18 protein-coding genes are annotated in these 19963 nt (G+C 36.8%); 9 read left to right on the top strand and 9 right to left on the bottom strand.

Annotated features, from left to right (window positions below):
* Nucleotides 1-28: 28 nt before the first annotated feature.
* From AYC65_RS15595 to AYC65_RS15570, 6 genes are all read right to left on the bottom strand, one after another.
* Entirely contained in the window at nucleotides 29-1486 is a 1458-nt protein-coding gene (locus tag AYC65_RS15595; RefSeq protein ID WP_034867876.1) for an alanine/glycine:cation symporter family protein, read from the bottom strand.
* Nucleotides 1487-1584: 98 nt separating this feature from the next.
* Nucleotides 1585-3030, bottom strand: coding sequence for a pyruvate kinase (gene pyk, locus AYC65_RS15590; protein ID WP_034867875.1), 1446 nt, complete (start codon nucleotides 3028-3030; stop codon nucleotides 1585-1587).
* The gene (locus AYC65_RS15585) at nucleotides 3023-3493 is read right to left on the bottom strand and encodes an IPExxxVDY family protein (protein ID WP_009085607.1); all 471 of its coding nucleotides are present in this window, start codon (nucleotides 3491-3493) and stop codon (nucleotides 3023-3025) included. The genes pyk and AYC65_RS15585 overlap by 8 nt, the downstream gene beginning before the upstream one ends.
* Nucleotides 3465-4235 carry a ribonuclease III family protein gene (locus AYC65_RS15580; protein WP_034867872.1) on the bottom strand — a complete coding sequence of 257 codons (771 nt, stop codon included), beginning with the start codon at nucleotides 4233-4235 and terminating at the stop codon, nucleotides 3465-3467. The genes AYC65_RS15585 and AYC65_RS15580 overlap by 29 nt, the downstream gene beginning before the upstream one ends.
* Entirely contained in the window at nucleotides 4235-5482 is a 1248-nt protein-coding gene (gene fabF, locus AYC65_RS15575; RefSeq protein WP_034867870.1) for a beta-ketoacyl-ACP synthase II, read from the bottom strand. Before fabF ends, AYC65_RS15580 begins: the two co-directional genes overlap by 1 nt.
* A 26-nt stretch (nucleotides 5483-5508) precedes the next feature.
* Nucleotides 5509-5748 (bottom strand): acyl carrier protein, encoded by a 240-nt coding sequence (locus AYC65_RS15570; RefSeq protein WP_002976354.1) that lies wholly within the window; start codon nucleotides 5746-5748, stop codon nucleotides 5509-5511.
* Between the two features lie 193 nt (nucleotides 5749-5941).
* On the opposite strand from AYC65_RS15570, the gene folE reads away from it, so the two are divergent.
* The 8 genes from folE (at nucleotide 5942) to hutH (ending at nucleotide 15250) form a co-directional block, all read left to right on the top strand.
* Nucleotides 5942-6607, top strand: coding sequence for a GTP cyclohydrolase I FolE (gene folE, locus AYC65_RS15565; RefSeq protein ID WP_034867868.1), 666 nt, complete (start codon nucleotides 5942-5944; stop codon nucleotides 6605-6607).
* A gap of 144 nt (nucleotides 6608-6751) precedes the next feature.
* Nucleotides 6752-8215 carry a cysteine--tRNA ligase gene (cysS, locus tag AYC65_RS15560; protein ID WP_034867866.1) on the top strand — a complete coding sequence of 488 codons (1464 nt, stop codon included), beginning with the start codon at nucleotides 6752-6754 and terminating at the stop codon, nucleotides 8213-8215.
* Nucleotides 8216-8225: 10 nt separating this feature from the next.
* Complete coding sequence (locus AYC65_RS15555; RefSeq protein WP_034867864.1) at nucleotides 8226-10880, top strand: 4-alpha-glucanotransferase; 2655 nt, start codon at nucleotides 8226-8228, stop codon at nucleotides 10878-10880.
* Between the two features lie 123 nt (nucleotides 10881-11003).
* Entirely contained in the window at nucleotides 11004-11465 is a 462-nt protein-coding gene (locus AYC65_RS15550; RefSeq protein WP_034867860.1) for a hypothetical protein, read from the top strand.
* 127 nt (nucleotides 11466-11592) lie between these two features.
* Nucleotides 11593-12576, top strand: a complete 984-nt coding sequence (locus tag AYC65_RS15545; RefSeq protein ID WP_034867857.1) for a glycosyltransferase family protein — start codon at nucleotides 11593-11595, stop codon at nucleotides 12574-12576.
* A gap of 100 nt (nucleotides 12577-12676) precedes the next feature.
* Complete coding sequence (locus tag AYC65_RS15540) at nucleotides 12677-13096, top strand: hypothetical protein (RefSeq protein ID WP_034867855.1); 420 nt, start codon at nucleotides 12677-12679, stop codon at nucleotides 13094-13096.
* Nucleotides 13097-13174: 78 nt separating this feature from the next.
* Complete coding sequence (locus AYC65_RS15535) at nucleotides 13175-13684, top strand: ferritin (RefSeq protein WP_024564743.1); 510 nt, start codon at nucleotides 13175-13177, stop codon at nucleotides 13682-13684.
* A gap of 72 nt (nucleotides 13685-13756) precedes the next feature.
* Complete coding sequence (gene hutH, locus AYC65_RS15530; RefSeq protein WP_034867852.1) at nucleotides 13757-15250, top strand: histidine ammonia-lyase; 1494 nt, start codon at nucleotides 13757-13759, stop codon at nucleotides 15248-15250.
* Nucleotides 15251-15309: 59 nt separating this feature from the next.
* Here the strand turns inward: hutH and AYC65_RS15525 are convergent, their stop codons facing one another.
* Both AYC65_RS15525 and AYC65_RS15520 read right to left on the bottom strand, forming a co-directional pair.
* Entirely contained in the window at nucleotides 15310-16938 is a 1629-nt protein-coding gene (locus AYC65_RS15525) for an acyl-CoA carboxylase subunit beta (RefSeq protein WP_034867850.1), read from the bottom strand.
* Nucleotides 16939-17258: 320 nt separating this feature from the next.
* Entirely contained in the window at nucleotides 17259-18086 is an 828-nt protein-coding gene (locus AYC65_RS15520) for a TerC family protein (protein WP_034867848.1), read from the bottom strand.
* Between the two features lie 58 nt (nucleotides 18087-18144).
* Here AYC65_RS15520 and AYC65_RS15515 point away from each other — a divergent pair, with 58 nt between their 5' ends.
* A complete protein-coding gene (locus AYC65_RS15515; protein ID WP_059333894.1) occupies nucleotides 18145-19035 on the top strand; it encodes a DMT family transporter in 891 nt (296 codons plus the stop codon).
* Here AYC65_RS15515 and AYC65_RS15510 read toward each other — a convergent pair.
* Nucleotides 19025-19774 carry a 4-hydroxy-tetrahydrodipicolinate reductase gene (locus AYC65_RS15510; protein WP_034869627.1) on the bottom strand — a complete coding sequence of 250 codons (750 nt, stop codon included), beginning with the start codon at nucleotides 19772-19774 and terminating at the stop codon, nucleotides 19025-19027. The genes AYC65_RS15515 and AYC65_RS15510 overlap by 11 nt on opposite strands.
* Nucleotides 19775-19963 lie beyond the last annotated feature (189 nt).

Below are 19963 nucleotides of genomic sequence, written 5' to 3'. Positions count from 1 at the left end.
TTATATAATCAGTAATCTGTCCCGGAAGCTATTTCTCCCAAAAGTCAGCATTTTTAATTTCTGCTTCTTTGGAATTAAAATACATATTCCCAGATTTCTTTTTAAGCTTATAGTCTTTCCATACTTTTAGGGTAACATTTCCCAGTAAGAGAATGGCAATAATATTTACCCATGCCATTAACCCTACGCCAAGATCTCCCAGTGCCCATGCAATTTTTGCTTCCTTAACAGTTCCGAAGTATGCCGCAAACAAGAAGACAACTCTTAAAATCCAGATGTATGTTTTTTTATTGCCAGACTTAACCAGATAAGAAATATTGGTCTCCGCATAATAGTAATAGGCCATAATAGTGGTAAAGGCAAAGAAGAATAAAGCAAAAGCAACAAACTGCTTACCAATACCAGGGAAAATATGGGAGACTGCAGCCTGTGTAAAGCCTGTATAGTCAATTCCCGGAATATTTTGCACCAAATATGTATCGTTCGGTCCTAATACGTTATACTGCCCTGTAAACAGGATAATAAATGCCGTTGCAGAACATACAAATAGTGTATCTATATAAACTGAAAATGCCTGAACAAGACCTTGCTGAGCAGGATGTTTTACTTCCGCAGCTGCCGCAGCATGTGGTGCAGTTCCCTGACCAGCCTCGTTGGAATAAATTCCTCTTTTTACTCCCCAGGCTATAGCCATCCCGAAGATCCCGCTAAAGGTTGCGTTCATATTGAATGCAGAACTGAAAATCAGTTTTAAAACAGAAGGAACTTCTTTAATGTTGAGAACAATAATAATGACCGCCATTAGAATATAAATTCCTGCCATAAACGGAACTACGAATTCGGCTGTTTTTCCAAGTCTTTTTATACCCCCAAATATAATCAGCGCCAAAAGGATAATAATCACAATTCCGATATAGTTTACCGGCAGTTCTCCAACCAGGGGGAAATTATAATGTTCTGTTCCTATAGAAAAAGAATTGTTTACAGCTGAAGCAATACTGTTACTCTGTACACCCGGAAGCAATAGACCAGTACTGATAATGGTAAGAACTGCGAATAATACTGCATACCATTTTACTCCAAGACCTTTTTCTATATAATAAGCGGCTCCGCCACGATATTCACCATTAGATTCCTGTTTGTACAACTGCCCCAGTGTAGCTTCTACGAAGGCGGATGCGGAGCCGAGGAATGCAATCAGCCACATCCAGAATACAGCACCCGGTCCTCCCATAGCTATAGCTGTGGCAACTCCGACAATATTTCCGGTACCTACACGTCCTGAAATGGCTAATGAAAATGCTTGGAATGATGAAATTCCTTTATCAGATTCGTTTTTACTGAAGAGAAGTTTCACCATATCTTTCAGATAGGTAACCTGAAGAAATCCTGTTCGGATAGAAAAATAAAGACCGGTAATTAAGCAGAGATAGATAAGAGCATCGGACCATACAAGGTCGCTAAAAGAATGAATAATTTTGTCCATGTATTAATTTGTCCTAATATACAATTATTTGGTGATGGACTAAAAACGAAAAAATCCCTGTCTGCTGACAGGGATTGTATATAAAAGGATAGGTCTTCTTAGATTGTCGTTAAACGAAGTGTGTTTGTTTTTCCACCTTCGTGAACCGGCATCGCGTTAAGGTTAACTACAAAATCTCCTTGCTCTACAAGGCCATAGTTCCAGGTAAGCATATTAACCTGAATAACGGTTTCATCAGTAGATTTTTTCATGTCATAGAAGAATGCTCTTACACCCCAAAGAAGGTTTAGCATTGTAAGAACACGCTTGTTAGAACTGAATACTACAATGTGAGAATTCGGTCTGTGAGATGAAATCTGAAATGCTGTATAACCAGAATAGGTAAGTGTTACGATCGCTTTAGCATCTGTTTTCTCAGCAATTCTTACAGCTGAATAACAAACAGAATCTGTAATGAAACGGTCGTCTACACAGTTAATCTTTTCTATAGGCTCATTTCTTGTACTGTACATCTGAGTATTCTCGATGTTGCTTACAATCTTAGCCATTGTTTTTACAACGTCTACAGGGTATTTACCCACAGATGTTTCTCCAGATAACATTACCGCATCTGCTCCGTCTAATACAGAGTTTGCAACGTCATTTACCTCGGCTCTTGTAGGAGTCATGCTGTTGATCATTGTTTCCATCATCTGGGTTGCAACGATTACAGGCTTAGAATATTTTCTTGCTTTTTCAGCTAGTTTCTTCTGAATTAACGGAACTTCTTCCATAGGAACCTCTACACCAAGGTCTCCACGTGCCACCATTATACCGTCGCATTCAGCAAGAATTTCGTCGATATTTTTCACACCTTCAGGCTTTTCAATCTTAGCAATAATAGGTGTACGGAATAATTTTCCGTTCGGGTGGTTAGAAATAAGTTCTTTCAGATCTATGATATCCTGTGCATGACGTACAAATGAAAGTGCGATCCAGTCGAATTCATTATCTAAGATAAAGTTAGCATCCTGAATATCTTTTTCAGTCAATGCAGGAAGAGATATCTGGGTATTAGGAAGGTTTACCCCTTTCTTTGAACTTAGAGGGCCTCCTTGTATTGTTTTTGCTTTAACAGTGTCTTTACCATTAGTGTCGATAACTTCTAAAACAAGCTTTCCGTCGTCGATAAGGATTCTTTCTCCTACTTTTACATCTAACGGGAATCTTTCATACGTCATGTACACTTTTGTAGAGTCACCTTCTACTTTTTCATTTGTGAAGGTAAGTACGTCTCCAGGATTCAGGTAAGAACCCTCTTTTACAACACCTACACGAAGCTTTGGTCCTTGAAGGTCTCCTAAAATAGAAGTAGAGAAACCATATTCAGCATTAATCTCACGAATAAGGTTAATGTTTTGTTTTACCAGATCGTAATCAGCATGTGAAAAGTTAATTCTGATAACATCTGCTCCGGCTTGTACCATGCGCAGGATTGTCTCTTTATTGGAGGATGCAGGCCCAAGGGTTGCAATAATTTTAGTTTTCTTTAGATATTCACTCATTTTCTTGAATATATTGGTATATTAATTCTTCAGGTTGAATTTGATATTCCTGAATTGGAAAGATCACATTTTCAGGAAACAAAATTAAGGAAAAATCGGGAAACGAATCCTGAGTTTTTATTAAGAAATCGACATCTTGGTGTTCTTCCAGCAGATAATGTATCTCCTGCAAACCCTCGAAGAGGTTAGACGGCGTGTTTTCTTCCTTTTTGAAGGATTTATTAGCTATTATCTGATAACAGTTTTTTTCACCTTTATCATAACCCTGCATGGACAAGAATTCATATTCTGTTAATCCGTTTTGGGTGATAAAGTCTTCTGTTCTGTGAAATTGGAATTCGTTACAACGATTAATGTCAAAAAAAAACTGATGATATGAAACAGGTTTCGTCAAGCGGATAAGCCCGACGGTTATAGCTTCGTCATCATCAAAATCAAGGCGTATTTTTTTTACTTTCGCCATTAATGTTTTCTTTTTTTTGCAATGCGTAGTAAGCCCGCTGTGCAGCTTTTTCCTCAGCTTTTTTCTTGGAAGCTTCGGATGCATTGGAAATTTGTCTGTCCTCCATCCATACGCTGCTACGGAAATGAACAGTCTTGTTGACATAGTTCTCTTCAGTAGTTTCGAAACGAAGGTGAATTTTTTGCTTTTGACCCCACTCCAGTAATAATCCTTTGTAGCTGATAATCTTATTTTCCAGATTAAGGATGTCCTGTTTAGTCAGAAGCTGGCCCAGAATTATTTCTCTGCATTTATCATAGTCTATGTCCTGATAAATAGCGCCAACTAATGCTTCGAAAAGATTACCGTGGATATTTTCACTCAAAGTGGTATTCTCTTCTTTGTTTTGTAAAAATCTGGTAAGCTCCAGACGCTCTCCCAGCGCATTCAAATTTTTACGGTTTACCACTTTAGATTTCATCTGTGTAAGGAAACCTTCATTGGCATTAGGATATTCATGAAAAATGTGGCAGGAAACAATACTTCCTAATACAGCATCCCCCAGATATTCTAATCTTTCGTAGTTGAAGGCTTCTTTTGTGGTGTTCGGAGATTTTAAAGTGAAGGCTTCTTTGAATAATCTAAGGTCATTCACTTTGTAGCCCACCAGTCTGTTAATGGCGGCTTTAAAATTTTTATCTTTATCGGATAAAGTTTTGGTTCGTTTTTTTAAAAGATTGGAAAAATAGCTTTTAATCTCCATTAAATCTTTTTGAATAAAACGCAGGCATTATGCCCTCCAAATCCAAAAGTGTTGCTCATTGCAATATTCACTTCCTTCTTCACTGCTGTGTTGAAAGTAAAGTTAAGTCTGCTGTCCAGTCTCTCATCATCTGTGAAATGATTGATCGTTGGAGGAACAATTCCGTGGATAATAGTGCCTAAAGCTGCTATAGATTCTATAACTCCGGCTGCACCTAATAAATGCCCCGTCATAGACTTAGTAGAATTGATCTGAATATCAAATGCGTGTTCACCTAATAATTTAGCAATTGCCTGAGATTCCGCAATGTCTCCTAATGGAGTAGAAGTACCATGCATGTTGATGTGGTCTACTTCATCAGTAGTAACTCCGGCATCGTCCAGACATCTTTTCATTACTAAATAAGCACCTAATCCTTCCGGATGTGGAGCTGTCATGTGGTGAGCATCTGCACTAAGACCTCCGCCCAGTAGTTCGGCATAAATTGTAGCGCCTCTTTTTACAGCGTGTTCATATTCTTCAAGAATGATACATCCTGCTCCTTCACCCAGTACAAAACCATCTCTGTCTTTGTCGAATGGACGGGAAGCTGTTTTAGGATCGTCATTTCTTGTTGAAAGCGCATGCATAGCATTGAAGCCACCTACACCACTAGCTGTTACAGCTGCTTCAGATCCTCCGCAAACAATAACATCCGCTTTGCCTAGCTGAATAAGCATTTTAGCATCAATAATTGCATTGGCAGAAGAAGCACAAGCTGAAACTGTAGTATAGTTAGGACCATGGAATCCAAATTCTATAGAAATATTCCCCGGCGTAATGTCGGCGATCATTTTAGGTATAAAGAAAGGATTGAATCTTGGGATACTATTTGAAGCAGCATACCCTAAAACTTCAGTTTCAAAAGTTTCAAGTCCGCCAATTCCGGATCCCCAGATAACACCTACACGGTCTTTGTCTACATTGTCCTCAATAATACGGCTGTGAGCAATCGCCTCACGTGCAACAACCTGCCCTAATTGCGAGTTACGGTCCATTTTTTTAGCCTCCTTCTTATCGAAGTGGTTTAATGGATCGAAGTTTTTAACCTCACAGGCAAATTGAGTTTTAAAATTAGTGGAATCAAAAAGAGTAATCGGCGCTGCTCCACTTGTGCCTTTTACAAGGCTCTCCCAGTACTCATTTGCATTATTTCCTATCGGTGTAAGGGCCCCGAAGCCAGTTACTACTACTCTCTTTAATTCCATAAATTTTCTTTAATGTTCTTCAACAATTATTTGTTGACTACTTCTTCAATATAAGCGATTGCGTGTCCTACTGTTGTAATTTTTTCAGCTTGGTCATCAGGAATCTGAATGTTGAATTCTTTTTCGAACTCCATGATCAACTCAACAGTATCCAGAGAATCTGCTCCTAAATCGTTAGTGAAGCTAGCTTCTGGTGTTACTTCAGTTTCTTCCACGTCTAGCTTATCAGCGATGATAGCTTTAACTCTTGATGCGATGTCTGACATAGTAAATGTATTTTAAAAATTGTTAATCCAACTGCAAATATATAAAAAATCGAATCATTTGCTATTTTTTTACTCAATTTTGATGATTTACGTGGTTTGAAAAATTAAGGTTCTAAAAACGAATTATTTAAAATTTAATCTGGATTCTTTCATCCTGATTTTATTCATTATTTTTGCTTGAAAATATTACAGAATGAATGATTTTTTTGATAATGATGATGATATTTACGACGGAAATCAACATACACCACTAAGAAAAGATGCTTTTAAGCTGTCTACAGACGAAAAAGTTCAGAAGATTGAAGGTCTTTTTAGTGAGATAATGGAAACACTTGGACTGGATATGACCGACGATAGTCTGAAAGATTCGCCTAAGCGTGTAGCGAAGATGTATGTTAATGAAATCTTTGGTGGATTACTTCCTGAAAATAAACCCGGAATATCTACTTTTAAGAATCAATATAAATATAGACAGATGTTAGTAGAAAAGGATATTACTGTTTATTCTTTTTGCGAACATCATTTTCTTCCTATAATAGGGAAAGCTCACGTAGCTTATATATCTAATGGTAAAGTAATCGGACTTTCCAAGATCAACAGGATTGTAGATTATTATGCAAAGCGTCCGCAGGTACAAGAGCGTCTTACAATGCAGATTGTAGGAGCGATGAAGGAAGCTTTGGGAACTAAAGATGTAGCCTGTATTATAGATGCAAGACATCTTTGCGTAAATTGCAGAGGTATAAAAGATACAGCAAGTTCAACAATTACTGCAGAACTAAGTGGTATTTTCAGAACAAACCCTATTACAAGACAGGAATTCCTTCACTATGTAGGAAGCCATGCAAAACTGGATTAAAGTAATATAAAATGATAAAATTTAAAAAAGTTTCGAACCGAATTTTTCTTGCTACAATTATTTGTTGTGGCAAATTGTAATTATATTGGTAGAAAACTACAACAAGATCATTTTAATCTTTCACTTTAAACAACATTATAAATAATGCAACTTAAAATATATAACTCGCTTACAGGAGAAAAAGAAGACTTCAAACCTATATTGGACGGAAACGTTGGAATGTATGTCTGCGGACCTACAGTATATAGTAATGTCCATTTAGGAAATGTAAGAACTTTTCTTTCCTTTGACTTTATATATAGATCCCTGCAATTTTTGGGATATAAAGTAAGGTATGTAAGAAATATTACAGATGCGGGGCATTTAACTGATGATGGTAATATAGATAATGACCGTTTCATTAAACAATCCCGACTGGAAAAATTAGAACCAATGGAAATTGTACAGAAGTATACAGTCGATTTTCATGAAGTACTAAAGAAATTCAATCTGCTCCCGCCTACAATAGAGCCAACGGCAACAGGTCATATCATCGAGCAAATTGAACTGACAAAAAAATTAATTGAAAAGGGATTCGCTTATGAAAGCAATGGATCCGTTTATTTCGATGTTTTGGAATATAATGCAAGAGGTCTTAACTACGGAGAATTAAGCCGCAGAAATATAGAAGAGCTTTTTGCCAATACTCGTGATCTGGATGGCCAGGGCGAGAAAAAAAATCCACAGGATTTTGCACTTTGGAAGAAAGCATCTCCACAACATATTATGCGTTGGATTTCTCCTTGGGGAGAAGGTTTTCCGGGATGGCACCTGGAATGTACAGCAATGAGTACTAAATATCTTGGAGATAAGTTCGATATTCACGGTGGCGGAATGGATCTTAAATTCCCACACCACGAATGTGAGATCGCTCAAGGGAAAGCTTGCAATGGTACAGAGCCGGTAAACTACTGGATGCACGCTAATATGCTAACGATGAATGGGCAAAGAATGAGTAAATCTACAGGTAATTATATTCTGCCAATGGAGTTAATTACCGGGAATAATAATTTCTTCGAAAAGCCATTCCATCCAAGTGTATTGCGTTTCTGCTTCCTGCAGGCGCACTACAGAAGTGTACTGGATATTTCCAATGAAGCAATGCTGGCGAGTGAAAAAGGCTTTAGCCGTCTGATGGATGCTGTAAAAATATTAGATGAAATTCAAGCATCTGATGTTTCTACAGTTAATGTTCAGGAATGGCTGGATAAAGCATATTCTGCACTTGTTGACGATTTTAATAGTCCAATACTTATATCACATCTTTTCGAGGCTGTGAAATGGATTTTCCTTCTTAAAGATGGGAAAGAAACAATTACAGCAGAAGATCTTGCATTGCTAAAAGAAAAGCTGAACGCTTTTGTATTTGATGTGCTGGGATTACAAACGATAACAGAAGAAACGGGAAGTGATAAACTGGATGAAACATTACAGTTATTGATTGAACTGAGAAATCAGGCAAGAAAAACTAAAAACTGGGAGTTGTCGGATCAGATAAGGGACCGCCTTCTGGAGAAAGGTATTGAACTAAAAGACGGAAGAGAAGGGACATCTTATACGATTAACTAGATCATCCGGAATGAAGAAAATACAATTCAATATTCACTACAGAACAGCTATAGGAGAGAGCCTTTTCATTAAAATAAAAGAACTGGGGACAGGGAAAGTATTGGAAGAAGAACTGGACTATGTCTACGACAGTATCTGGCGTTTTGGTAAAGAAATAAAAGAAGGTGATGCCGAATACCATTTTTTGGTAAAAGATGTAGCCGGGAGAATATTGAATGAAGAAATGAACGGACATTTGCTTAGCACATATCCTTCATTTGATAGCTATTGTATTTTCGATTCATGGAATAATAAAAATTTTCCTGAGAATTATCTTAATAATAAGATAATTCAGAATGCTTTAAAAGGTAGGGAATTTCAAAAAATACAGCCTGAACAGAAAGAGAGTCATCTTTTCACTGTTCAGGCTCCTTTATATAATAAGGATGAAAAAGTTGTACTTCTGGGAAGTGCATCAGAATTGGGAAACTGGGATCTGGATCATTGTATAGAGATGCATCAGACAGATATTGTTACATGGGAGGTATTTGTTGATTTGTCGGATAATATATATGTTGAGTATAAATATGCAATTCTCAATATCAAAACAGGAGAGATCGTCTATGAAAACGGACCAAACCGTAAAGTTCGGACAGCTCCGAATCCGGAAACTCTTAATGTTCTGCATGATCATTATTTCAAATTTCCTGTAGAAAAATTGTGGCGAGCGGCAGGAGTAGCAGTGCCTGTATTTTCATTACGTTCAGAAAATAGCTTTGGAGTAGGGGAGTTTGCAGATCTTAAACTGCTTGCAGACTGGGCAGCGCAGACAAAACTATCAATGTTACAGATTCTGCCGATTAATGATACCACTGCTACCCATCAGTGGACAGATAGTTATCCTTATGCTGCAATTTCGGTATATGCACTCCATCCACAATATTTGTCATTAGGTGATTTAACTTATCCACTTTCAGAAGCATTAAAAGAAGAATATGAAAGCGAAAAGAAACGACTGAATTTGTTGTCTCAGGTAGATTATGAGGCCGTAATGAGTGGAAAGCTGAAATATCTGAAAGCTATATTCAACGAGAATCAGAACAATATCTTTATAGATAAAAACTTTCAGAACTACCGTAAACAAAACTCAAGCTGGTTAGATGCTTACGCTGTGTTTTGTACATTAAGAGATGTATACGGAACACCAGATTTTAGTAAATGGAAAAGCCTTTCAGTTTATAATGCTGAAGAGGTAAACAGGTTTTTAGACTCAGGTCATCCGGATTATACTACCGCTATATTCCATATCTGGGTGCAATACCAGTTGCATTTACAATTAACAGCAGCTATAGATTATATACATAGTAAAGGACTGGCAATAAAAGGTGATCTTCCTATTGGAATTTACCGGCATAGTGTAGAAGCCTGGACAGAACCTGAATTATTTGGTATGGACTTTCAGGCAGGAGCTCCACCGGATGAATTTACGGATCTGGGGCAAAATTGGGAATTCCCGACTTATAACTGGGAAGTCATGAAAGAAAATGGCTATCAGTGGTGGGAAAACAGATTTACTGCTTTATCCCAATATTTTGATGCCATGCGCATAGATCATATACTAGGTTTCTTTAGAATATGGAGAATGCCGGTATCTGCAGTACAGGGAATACTGGGTAGCTTTTATCCTGCAATTCCGGTAACTATAGAAGAATTGGAAGATAAGAAGATCTGGTTCGATCGTGACAGGTACTGCAAACCTTTTATCAATGATGAAATTCTTCAGCATGTATTAGGAGATCTAAAAAATGATGGGATTAATACTTTTTTAATAAAGGATAAAGAACTCTATCATTTCAGGCCTGAATATGATACGCAGAAAAAAATAAAGGCTTATTTTAAAGAGCACGATGATTCGCTGAAGATTAAAGATAAATTGTATTATCTGCTGGCAAATGTGCTTTTTCTGGAAGAAGAAACAGAAGAAGGAATCGTTTATCATCCAAGATTTAATCTTTCAAAAACCTTATCATACCAATATCTTGAAGATGAAATAAAAGGTAAACTGTTTGGTCTGTATATCAATTATTTTTTCCATCGTCAGGATCAAATGTGGAAAGAAAATGCAATGGACAAACTGCCCATACTATTGCGGGCAACTGATATGCTTATTTGCGGAGAAGATTTAGGACTTGTGCCGGAAGTAGTACCGGAGGTCATGGACCATCTTGCTATTTTAGCATTGAAAGTACAGCGTTCTCCTAAGGAAAATGTGGCTTTTTATAATCCCAAAAATGCGACTTATCTTAATGTGGTTACAACGTCATCACATGATACCAGTACATTGAGGCAATGGTGGAAAGAAGACCGCGCGCTTACTCAAAAATATTATAATGAGCAGCTAGACCAAAATGGAAAAGCTCCGGAAGAATTAACGCCTTATCTGGCAGAAATTATTATAAAACAACATTTGCATACAGAGGCAATGTTGGCCATATTCCCGATTCAGGAATTTTTTGCAACAGATAAAGATCTTCAGAATCCGGATGAAAATGCAGAAAGAATTAATATTCCTGCAATCTTTCCTCATTATTGGAGGTACAGAATGCATATCGGATTAGAAGATTTATTAAAAAATAAAAGTTTTAATCAAAAGATAGCTAATTGGGTGAACGCTTCCGGAAGATGATCTTTTTACATCCCGATTTTTCTTAATTCGAATATCGTATACTGAAAATAACAAATTGTAATCAAAACCGTTATGTAAAAAATGGTACGCTTTTGGGTATGCATCTTTAAAGTAAAATTGATTATGAAAAAGTTATTAACAGTATTAGCCCTAGGAGTATTTGCACTAGGCTTTTCACAAAATTATTATGACGACTACAGGGGAAGTGTTTCTTCTATCAACTGGAGGGATGTTGCTTCTTATTTAGGTCTTAACGGAAGACAGATAGCAGCTATTGATGTACTAAATAACCGTTATCCAAACTATGATTCCTGGGATCGTGTTTACAGAGGTACACCAGACAGATGGTACAGAGACCGTTATGGAGAAATGGAGCGCATCATGACGCCTGCACAATATAAACGTTTCTACGATCGTTATTACAGAGGGCAAAATCCAGTATGGATCTACGGTAAAAACTACGATAAAAAATACTACAAAGAAAGAGACAAGTATTATAAAAAACAGTGGAAACAATATCGTAAAAATCGTGATAACGACAATGACCAGGGAAGAGGATGGGGCCGAAGAGATCATGATGATTAATTAAAAGGCAGAAAGAGATTATCAATCAAAAGAACCGGAAGAGAAATCTTCCGGTTTTTTATTTGTTTCTGTGTTAAATTTTGTTAGCAAAAAACATCACATTAAGAAATGTATTTATCTTCGTAAGATGAAGATTTTGTATGCGATACAAGGTACAGGGAACGGGCATGTAAGCCGTGCGAGAGAAGTGATACCGATTTTACAGCAATATGGAGATGTGGATCTTCTTATTAGCGGTACTCAGGCGGATGTAGGTTTACCCTATTCCATAAAATATCAGCTAAATGGATTTGGGTTTGTCTTTGGGAAAAAAGGGGGAGTCGATTTTCGGGAAACATGGAACAGATTCAATACAAAAGCTTTTATATCGGATATTAAAAACTTACCATTGCATGAATATGATGCAATTATCAACGATTTCGAGCCTGTTACAGCATGGGCGTGCAAAAGAAAGCGTATAAAGAGTGTTGCTCTGAGCCATCAGTCCTCTTTTTTGTCAGACAAAACGCCTATGACGCAAGGCTTCCATTGGGGGAAACTGATTCTGAAAAATTATGCACCAACCACTTATCAGATAGGTTTTCATTTTGAAAAGTATGATGATTTTATCCATACACCTGTTATAAGAAATGAAATCAGAAACCTTAATCCGCAGGACAAAGGGCATTATACAATTTATCTTCCTGCCTATAACGACGATTTTATTATTAACAAACTTCAGAAATATAAGGATAAGGAATGGCATATTTTCTCTAAACATTCATCTCAGGCATATGAAAAAGAGAATATAAAGGTAACGCCTGTGAATAATGAGCTATTTAATAAATCCTTAGAAACCTGTAAAGGACTTTTAACCGGCGGAGGGTTTGAGGGCCCGGCTGAAGCTTTGTATCTGGGAAAGAAACTACTTTCTGTTCCTATGAAAAATCAGTTTGAGCAACAGTGCAATGCTTTGGCAATGGAGAAAATGGGAGTGCCGGTTATTTGGAAAACTGCGGACTGGGAAAAAAAGCTGGATGAATGGATTTTCGATTCGGATGTAATCAAAGTTTCTTATCCGGATGAAACAAAAAACATTGTCAGGAATATGTTTGAACGCTATTTTAACTAAAATTCTGTTTTTTTAACGATAAATAACATGAGGGGTCTTTAACAGGACTCTCTTTTTTTTATCAAATACATACAATTCAATAATATAAAAACAGAACAAAATGAAAAAAATAGTTTTCAGCCTATTGCTAATTGGCGCTACAGGATTCGCATTTGCACAACAGACTACTGAACCTATGAAGGCTGACCGCCAGGCTAAAAGACAAGAAATGATGCAAAAGCGTCAACAAAACTGGGATCAGATGAAGAAAGATCTTAATCTGACTGCCGATCAGGAAAATAAAATTAAAGCACTGCATGAAAGAAATGCTGCCGACATGAAGCAAAAAATGGCTGAACGTAAAACGGACAGAGAAAACATGAAGCAGGAAATGAAAGCTAAGAAAGAGCAGAATGATGCTGAAATGAAAAAAATTCTTTCCCCGGAACAGTATGCTAAATGGAATGATATAAAGGCTCAGAAAAAAGTCGAACGTCAGAACAGGATGAAAGCTTACAAAGAGAAATCAAAAAACATGTAAGAATATCATTTAAAATAAGAGAGCGAGAATTTTTCGCTCTTTTTTATTTTCCTTATTTTTGATACAAATATCTAAACTATGATCAGTACAAAAGTTGAATCTTTAATTAACGAGCAGATTGCTAAAGAACAGTATGCCGCACAATATTACCTTGCAATGTCTGCATGGTTTGAAACTCAGGATCTTGAAGGACTGGCTAATTATTTCAGAGTTCAGTCTAAAGAAGAGCTAATGCATGCTGATAAAATGTTTGACTATCTTAATGATGTAGGTGGAAAAGTAATTTTACAGACTATTCCGGCTCCCCCAAGTGAGTTTGCAGATGCACTGAATATTTTCGAGAAAGCATTAGCACACGAAAAGGAAGTTACCAAAAGCATTTTTAATATTGTAAAAGTTGCAACTGAGGAAAATGATTTTGCAACAACATCTTTCTTACAGTGGTTCATAAATGAGCAGGTAGAAGAAGAAGCAACGGCTTCACAATATGTTTCAAAAATTAAAATGGTAAAGGATAATCCATCGGCCCTGTATCTTTTTGATCAGGAATTGGGACAGAGAGTCTTTAATGCTGATGCAGAAGCATAAAATAAACCGCCGAAAGGCGGTTTATTTTTTTTAGTATGCCTAGTTTTCTTAAATTTAAGCAAAATAAAATTTATGAAGACTTACGGTGTAGATTACCTTCAGTATGAGGACATTATTAAGATTATAGATGCTCCTGAAAAAGCAGAGATGTCTGCGAAAGCAATGTTGCAGGTTAAAAAATCGCAGGATAATGTAAAGAAAATCATTGCAGACGGGAAAACTGTTTACGGAATTAATACCGGCTTTGGTCCTTTATGCGATACCAAAATTTCTGATGACGAGATTTCTCAGTTACAGCATAACCTTATTATCAGTCATAGTGTAGGTGTAGGAAAGCCTATCGACAAGAAATTGTCTAAGATAATGATGGTGGCAAAGATTCATGCTTTATCCAAAGGTTTTTCGGGAATTTCTCCACAAGTTGTGGAAAGACTTCAGATTATGGTAGAGAAAGATATCATTCCGGTAATTCCGGAGCAAGGATCTGTAGGCGCTTCTGGAGATTTAGCACCTTTATCACATATGGTATTACCTCTTTTAGGTTTAGGAAAGGTGTGGAATGGTGACCAGATTGAAGAGACTAAAACAGTTCTTGACCAACACAATCTTGAACCATTAAAACTGGGACCAAAAGAAGGATTGGCTTTAATTAACGGAACTCAGTTTATGCTGGCACATGGTGTTGCAGGTTTAGATAAAATGAAGTATCTGTTGGATCTTGCAGATCTTGCTGCTGCGATGAGTCTGGAAGCTTATCAGGGATCAGCAAGTCCTTTCAAAAAAGAATTGCATGAAATAAGACCATTTGAAGGAAGTCAGAAAGTTGCAGAAAGAATGACTAAACTTTTAAAAGGTTCTAAAAATCTTAAAAATCACGAAAATTGCGATCGTGTTCAGGATCCTTATTCTTTCCGTTGTGTACCGCAGGTACACGGAGCAAGCCGCAATGCATGGCTTCATTTGAAAAGTGCTATAGAAACCGAATTGAATTCTGTAACCGATAATCCAATTGTAGTTAGCGATGAAGAAGCTATTTCCGGAGGAAACTTCCACGGACAATTAATTGCTTTGCCATTAGATTATGCCACATTGGCAGCTGCTGAAATAGGGAATATTTCTGACAGAAGAAGTTATTTATTGCTGGAAGGTAAATATGGACTTCCAAAATTATTGGTTGAAAGTTCAGGTCTTAATTCCGGATTTATGATTCCGCAATATACCTCTGCAGCATTGGTAACAGAGAACAAAACATTATGTTTCCCTGCATCTGCGGACAGCGTACCAACTTCTTTAGGCCAAGAAGACCATGTATCTATGGGAAGTATCAGTGGAAGAAAGTTCAATCAGGTTTTAGGTAATCTCGAAAATATTCTGGCGATTGAATTAATGTTTGCTGCCCAGGGCTTGGAATTCAGAAGACCTCTGAAATCTTCAGCAATTATCGAAGAAGCTTATGATCTGATTCGTACTAAAGTTGCAAAACTGGAAAATGACCGTGAAATCGGAAAAGATATTCTGGCAATTGCAGACCTTATAAGAGAAAGAAAATTCAATGTGAATATCTAAATAGAAATAGAAAAGACATCCAAACGGATGTCTTTTCTATTTAATCACAAATTATCTGATCAAACCTGGATAACACCCAGATTAAATTTCTCTGTAATAGGGGAGTGGTTTGCAGCCTCAATCCCCATGCTAATCCACTTTCTGGTATCAAGCGGATTGATAATAGCATCTGTCCATAATCTTGCTGCTGAGTAAGTAGCCTGAGTCTGCTTATTATAATTCTGGGTAATTTTATCCAGAAGTGCCTGATGCTCTTCAGCGGAAAGTTCTTTTCCTTGTTTTTTTAATGTAGCCTCCTGGATCTGTAATAAAACCTTTGCAGCTTGTGCTCCTCCCATTACGGCTAACTCAGCCCATGGCCATGCTGCTATGAGGCGAGGATCATAGGCCTTTCCACACATTGCGTAATTACCTGCTCCAAAAGAATTACCTGTAATGATAGTAAATTTAGGAACAACAGAGTTAGAAACGGCATTCACCATTTTAGCCCCGTCCTTTATAATACCACCATGTTCAGATTTGGATCCTACCATAAAGCCTGTAACATCCTGTAAAAACACCAACGGAATTTTTCTTTGATTACAGTTGGCGATAAATCGGGTCGCTTTATCTGCACTGTCGGAATAGATTACACCACCAAACTGCATTTCGCCTTTTCCACTTTTTACAAGTTTTCTCTGATTGGCAACAATACCTACTGACCAACCATCAATTCTAGCTGTAGCACAAACAATGGTTTTGCCATAGTCTGGTTTGTATTCTTCATACTCGCTGTTATCAACAAGTCTTTTAATAATATCATATGTATCATATTGCTCCGCTCTGGATGCTGGCATAATTCCGAAGATATCATCGGGATTCTCTTTTGGCTGTGCAGGTTCAATTCTGTCGAACCCTGCTTTATCATAATCACCAAGAGACTTCATTATATTTTTAATTCGGTTTAAAGCATCTTTATCATCCTTAGCTTTATAATCAGTTACACCAGATACTTCACAATGAGTTGTTGCACCACCCAGTGTTTCATTATCTATATTTTCTCCAATAGCAGCTTTTACAAGATAGCTTCCTGCTAAAAATATACTTCCGGTTTTATCCACAATCATCGCTTCGTCACTCATAATAGGAAGGTAAGCACCACCAGCTACACAACTTCCCATTACAGCTGCAATTTGTACAATTCCCATGGAACTCATCTTAGCATTGTTGCGGAAAATCCGTCCAAAATGTTCTTTATCCGGAAATATTTCATCCTGCATAGGAAGATATACACCGGCAGAATCCACCAGATAGATGATTGGTAAACGGTTTTCCATTGCTATTTCCTGAGCCCGCAGGTTCTTTTTCCCGGTAATCGGAAACCATGCTCCGGCTTTTACAGAAGCATCGTTGGCAACAACAATACATTGGCGTCCTGAAACATGCCCCATCATTACCACGACACCGCCACTAGGGCATCCGCCATGTTCGGCATACATCTCATAACCGGCAAGAGCCCCAATTTCAATAGCGTTTTCAATATTATCCAAAAGATATTCAACTCTTTCACGGGCAGTCATCTTGCCTTCATCACGAAGTTTTTGCAGACGTTTTTCACCACCTCCTTTTTTTACCTGGTTCAGTACCTGATTAATTTCTGAAAGTTTTAATTTATTCTGATCTTCTCTTTTATTGAATTCTATGTCCATTGGGTTTATTTTATCCTCTAAATATAAGCTTTTTCAGAGGATTTTAAAATGATAGATTTTAGTGTTTTAAATTATTGATAAACAATATGTTATTTTAATATATTTTAACTTTTATTCTGTTGCATATGGATCGTGTTTTGAATAACTTTGCATATAGGAAATGAGTTACGGTAAGAGGTAATTCATGAGTTGTGTCTTAATAAAGATCAATTCCTAAGTTTATTTTTTTAATAGTTTATTATTTGAAGATCCCGAGTACTGATAAGGTACCCGGGGTTTTTTTATTAAAAAAAGCTCCAGAATTTCTGAAGCTTTTAGTTTTATAGTTTGTCTATAGTCTCTGAGTTTTTCAAAGCTACAGGTTTAGTGCTTTTTCGGAGTTTCATATTGATAAATTCTACAGCGAGCGAGAAGAAGATAGCAAAATAAAGATAGCCTTTAGGAATAACACCAACTTCCTGTTCGAATATTACAACGTGGGCAAGGTGAGAAGATTCTGCAAGAAGCATTACACCGATAAGGATAAGGAAAGATAGTCCCAGAATCTGTATAGTAGGATGTCTGTTTACAAAATGGCTAACAGGTCCTGCAAAGGCCATCATAATTATAATTGAAATAATAACCGACAAAATCATTATAGATAAAGCTCCGGTTTCCCCAAACTCTTTAAAGCTTACCAAACCAACTGCAGTAAGAATACTGTCGAAAGAGAAGACAAGATTAAGAAGCGCAATTTGTACAATTGCACTATTGAGTCCTACTTTTTTATTGTTTTCTGTTTTCAGCGATTCTTCTCCTTCCAGCTTATGATGGATTTCTGTTACACTCTTATAAAGTAAGAAGAGTCCACCAAGGAAGATAATAATGCTCTGTCCGGTTATTTTACCATGGAACCAGCTTAGGTTAACTTCCAGTAAAACTGAATTCAGGCTGAGTACCCATTTGATTCCAAATAAAAGGGCTATTCTGAAAACCATTGCTAATCCCAAACCTATATTTCTGGCTTTAGGCTGGTCTTTAGGACTTAGTTTGGAAGATACAATAGAGATAAATACGATATTGTCAATACCTAAAACAATCTCTAAAAATGTTAGTGTTAGTAATGCAACCCATGCATCTGTAGAAGCGAAAACGCTCAGAAAATCCATATTAATTTTTTGGGTAAAAATATGAATAATTCGCTAATTTTGTATTTTAATAATTATGATGTTCAGGTCTTCGCAGTTTCGGTTGCATTTAATTGTTTTTTTATGGGGATTTACAGCGATTCTGGGAAAGCTGATTACAGTTGATGCCCTTCAGCTTGTATTTTTCCGCATGTTGTTTGCGGCTTTATTTCTTTACCTTTTCATTAGGGTTGTGAAGAAACAATCTATGAAAGTTTCCCGTAAACTATTCTGGCAGTTGATTGGTGTTGGCGGATTAATGGGCGGACACTGGTTGTGCTTCTTTTATTCGATTAAGATATCCAACGTATCTATAGCATTGTCCTGTCTGGCTACAGTTACATTGTTTGTATCTATACTGGAACCTATTATCTACCGCAGGAAACTGGATTGGGTAGAGCTGTTGCTCGGGCTTATTATTGTATCCTGTATGCTTCTTATATTCAATGTTGAATTTGAACACAAAATAGGGATTATTTTTGGAGTGATATGTGCTTTCTTAGGTGCTTCTTTTACAGTACTGAACGGAAAGCTATTTGGAAAGACATCCTCAGAAAACATCATTTTTTATGAAATCTTCGGAGGATGGATATTGGTGAGTTTATTCTTACTTGGATCCGGTGAAATAGGATATGTAGTAAATATAGACTGGAAGAATATTTTATTGCTTTTGCTCCTGGCTAGTTTTTTTACAGCCTATCCAATGCTGGAATCGGTAAAGCTTATGAAATATATTTCTCCGTTTACATTGGCACTCACAGTAAATCTGGAGCCTGTCTACGGAATTATTTTAGCTTATTTCATCTTTGGTAAATCTGAAGAAATGAGTCCTGTATTTTATGGAGCTTCAGCAGTAATGATTTTAGCGATTATTGTAAATGCTGTTATCAAAGCCAGAAGAAGAAAGGCGTCTGAAGTTGCTATACATTAAAATAAGGATGTAATAAATCTTCGAATTTGTAGAATCCCGATTTTTTATCTGCAAGGTGTTCGGCCGCAAACAAAGCACCATTACCAAAAGCATCTCTGGAAATTGATTCATGAATTAACCGGACAGTCTGAAAAGGAAAACCGAATATAACTTCATGTTTTCCTACAATGCCTCCTGCTCTTACGGTGTTTATGTTTTCGTCTTTTATATCTAAAGCATCTGCAATTCGTATGGCAGTGCCTGAAATTCCTTTTTTGTCTTTGAAGTGTTCTTCAATAATCTCGATATCCACAGAAGGTGCTATTTTTTTAAGGAATGTAGAAGCGTAAAGTAAATAGTTGATTCCGAGTGTAATATTGGGGGACCAGAATACAGTAGCTTTTTTTGCCAGTTTTTTCAGGAAATTAATTTCTTTAGCGGTATAATGAGAAATTGCAGAGATTATTTTTATATCCTTCCTGGCAGCAGCATCTCCATAAGTATATATTCCGTCCGAAGAAGAGAAATCGATGATTGCATCAACAGGTTGTTCGTCTAATAACTTTTCTATACTAAGATTGTTTTCAGAATAAATATTACCAGCGTCTGTACTTTCTATTCCGAAAAATTCAGAAGCATTTCTGTTATTTAGTCTGTTTGTTTTCCGGTAAATCCATTGCAGGGAGTGTTCTTTATTCTGAAGAATAACAGAGGCAACTGCTTTCCCTGTTTTTCCAAATCCAAAAAGTCCTATTTTCATAATAAAAGGTTTTAGTTAATACTCAGTGATTTTACACAGTTCAAAAATGGAATGTGTTTATATAGTGTAAGTTACTAAAATATAAATAAAGCCTTTTTCGGTTATTTTTATAATAAATTGAAAGATTCAGTGATTAGAGTTTGTTTTTTGATTAATTTAGTTCAAAATTTTATTAGGTAAAATACCCAT

The sequence above is a fragment of the Elizabethkingia bruuniana genome (assembly GCF_002024805.1).
Lineage (GTDB): Bacteria > Bacteroidota > Bacteroidia > Flavobacteriales > Weeksellaceae > Elizabethkingia > Elizabethkingia bruuniana.
The sequence above is the reverse complement of the archived record's forward strand: the minus strand, read 5'-3'. Positions and strand labels throughout refer to the sequence as shown.

Coding starts and splice junctions, on each gene's coding strand:
- AYC65_RS15595 (WP_034867876.1), bottom strand. CDS start 1,486: ATGGACAAAATTATTCATTCTTTTAGCGACCTTGTATGGTCCGATGCT.
- pyk (WP_034867875.1), bottom strand. CDS start 3,030: ATGAGTGAATATCTAAAGAAAACTAAAATTATTGCAACCCTTGGGCCT.
- AYC65_RS15585 (WP_009085607.1), bottom strand. CDS start 3,493: ATGGCGAAAGTAAAAAAAATACGCCTTGATTTTGATGATGACGAAGCT.
- AYC65_RS15580 (WP_034867872.1), bottom strand. CDS start 4,235: ATGGAGATTAAAAGCTATTTTTCCAATCTTTTAAAAAAACGAACCAAA.
- fabF (WP_034867870.1), bottom strand. CDS start 5,482: ATGGAATTAAAGAGAGTAGTAGTAACTGGCTTCGGGGCCCTTACACCG.
- AYC65_RS15570 (WP_002976354.1), bottom strand. CDS start 5,748: ATGTCAGACATCGCATCAAGAGTTAAAGCTATCATCGCTGATAAGCTA.
- folE (WP_034867868.1), top strand. CDS start 5,942: ATGAATGATTTTTTTGATAATGATGATGATATTTACGACGGAAATCAA.
- cysS (WP_034867866.1), top strand. CDS start 6,752: ATGCAACTTAAAATATATAACTCGCTTACAGGAGAAAAAGAAGACTTC.
- AYC65_RS15555 (WP_034867864.1), top strand. CDS start 8,226: ATGAAGAAAATACAATTCAATATTCACTACAGAACAGCTATAGGAGAG.
- AYC65_RS15550 (WP_034867860.1), top strand. CDS start 11,004: ATGAAAAAGTTATTAACAGTATTAGCCCTAGGAGTATTTGCACTAGGC.
- AYC65_RS15545 (WP_034867857.1), top strand. CDS start 11,593: ATGAAGATTTTGTATGCGATACAAGGTACAGGGAACGGGCATGTAAGC.
- AYC65_RS15540 (WP_034867855.1), top strand. CDS start 12,677: ATGAAAAAAATAGTTTTCAGCCTATTGCTAATTGGCGCTACAGGATTC.
- AYC65_RS15535 (WP_024564743.1), top strand. CDS start 13,175: ATGATCAGTACAAAAGTTGAATCTTTAATTAACGAGCAGATTGCTAAA.
- hutH (WP_034867852.1), top strand. CDS start 13,757: ATGAAGACTTACGGTGTAGATTACCTTCAGTATGAGGACATTATTAAG.
- AYC65_RS15525 (WP_034867850.1), bottom strand. CDS start 16,938: ATGGACATAGAATTCAATAAAAGAGAAGATCAGAATAAATTAAAACTT.
- AYC65_RS15520 (WP_034867848.1), bottom strand. CDS start 18,086: ATGGATTTTCTGAGCGTTTTCGCTTCTACAGATGCATGGGTTGCATTA.
- AYC65_RS15515 (WP_059333894.1), top strand. CDS start 18,145: ATGTTCAGGTCTTCGCAGTTTCGGTTGCATTTAATTGTTTTTTTATGG.
- AYC65_RS15510 (WP_034869627.1), bottom strand. CDS start 19,774: ATGAAAATAGGACTTTTTGGATTTGGAAAAACAGGGAAAGCAGTTGCC.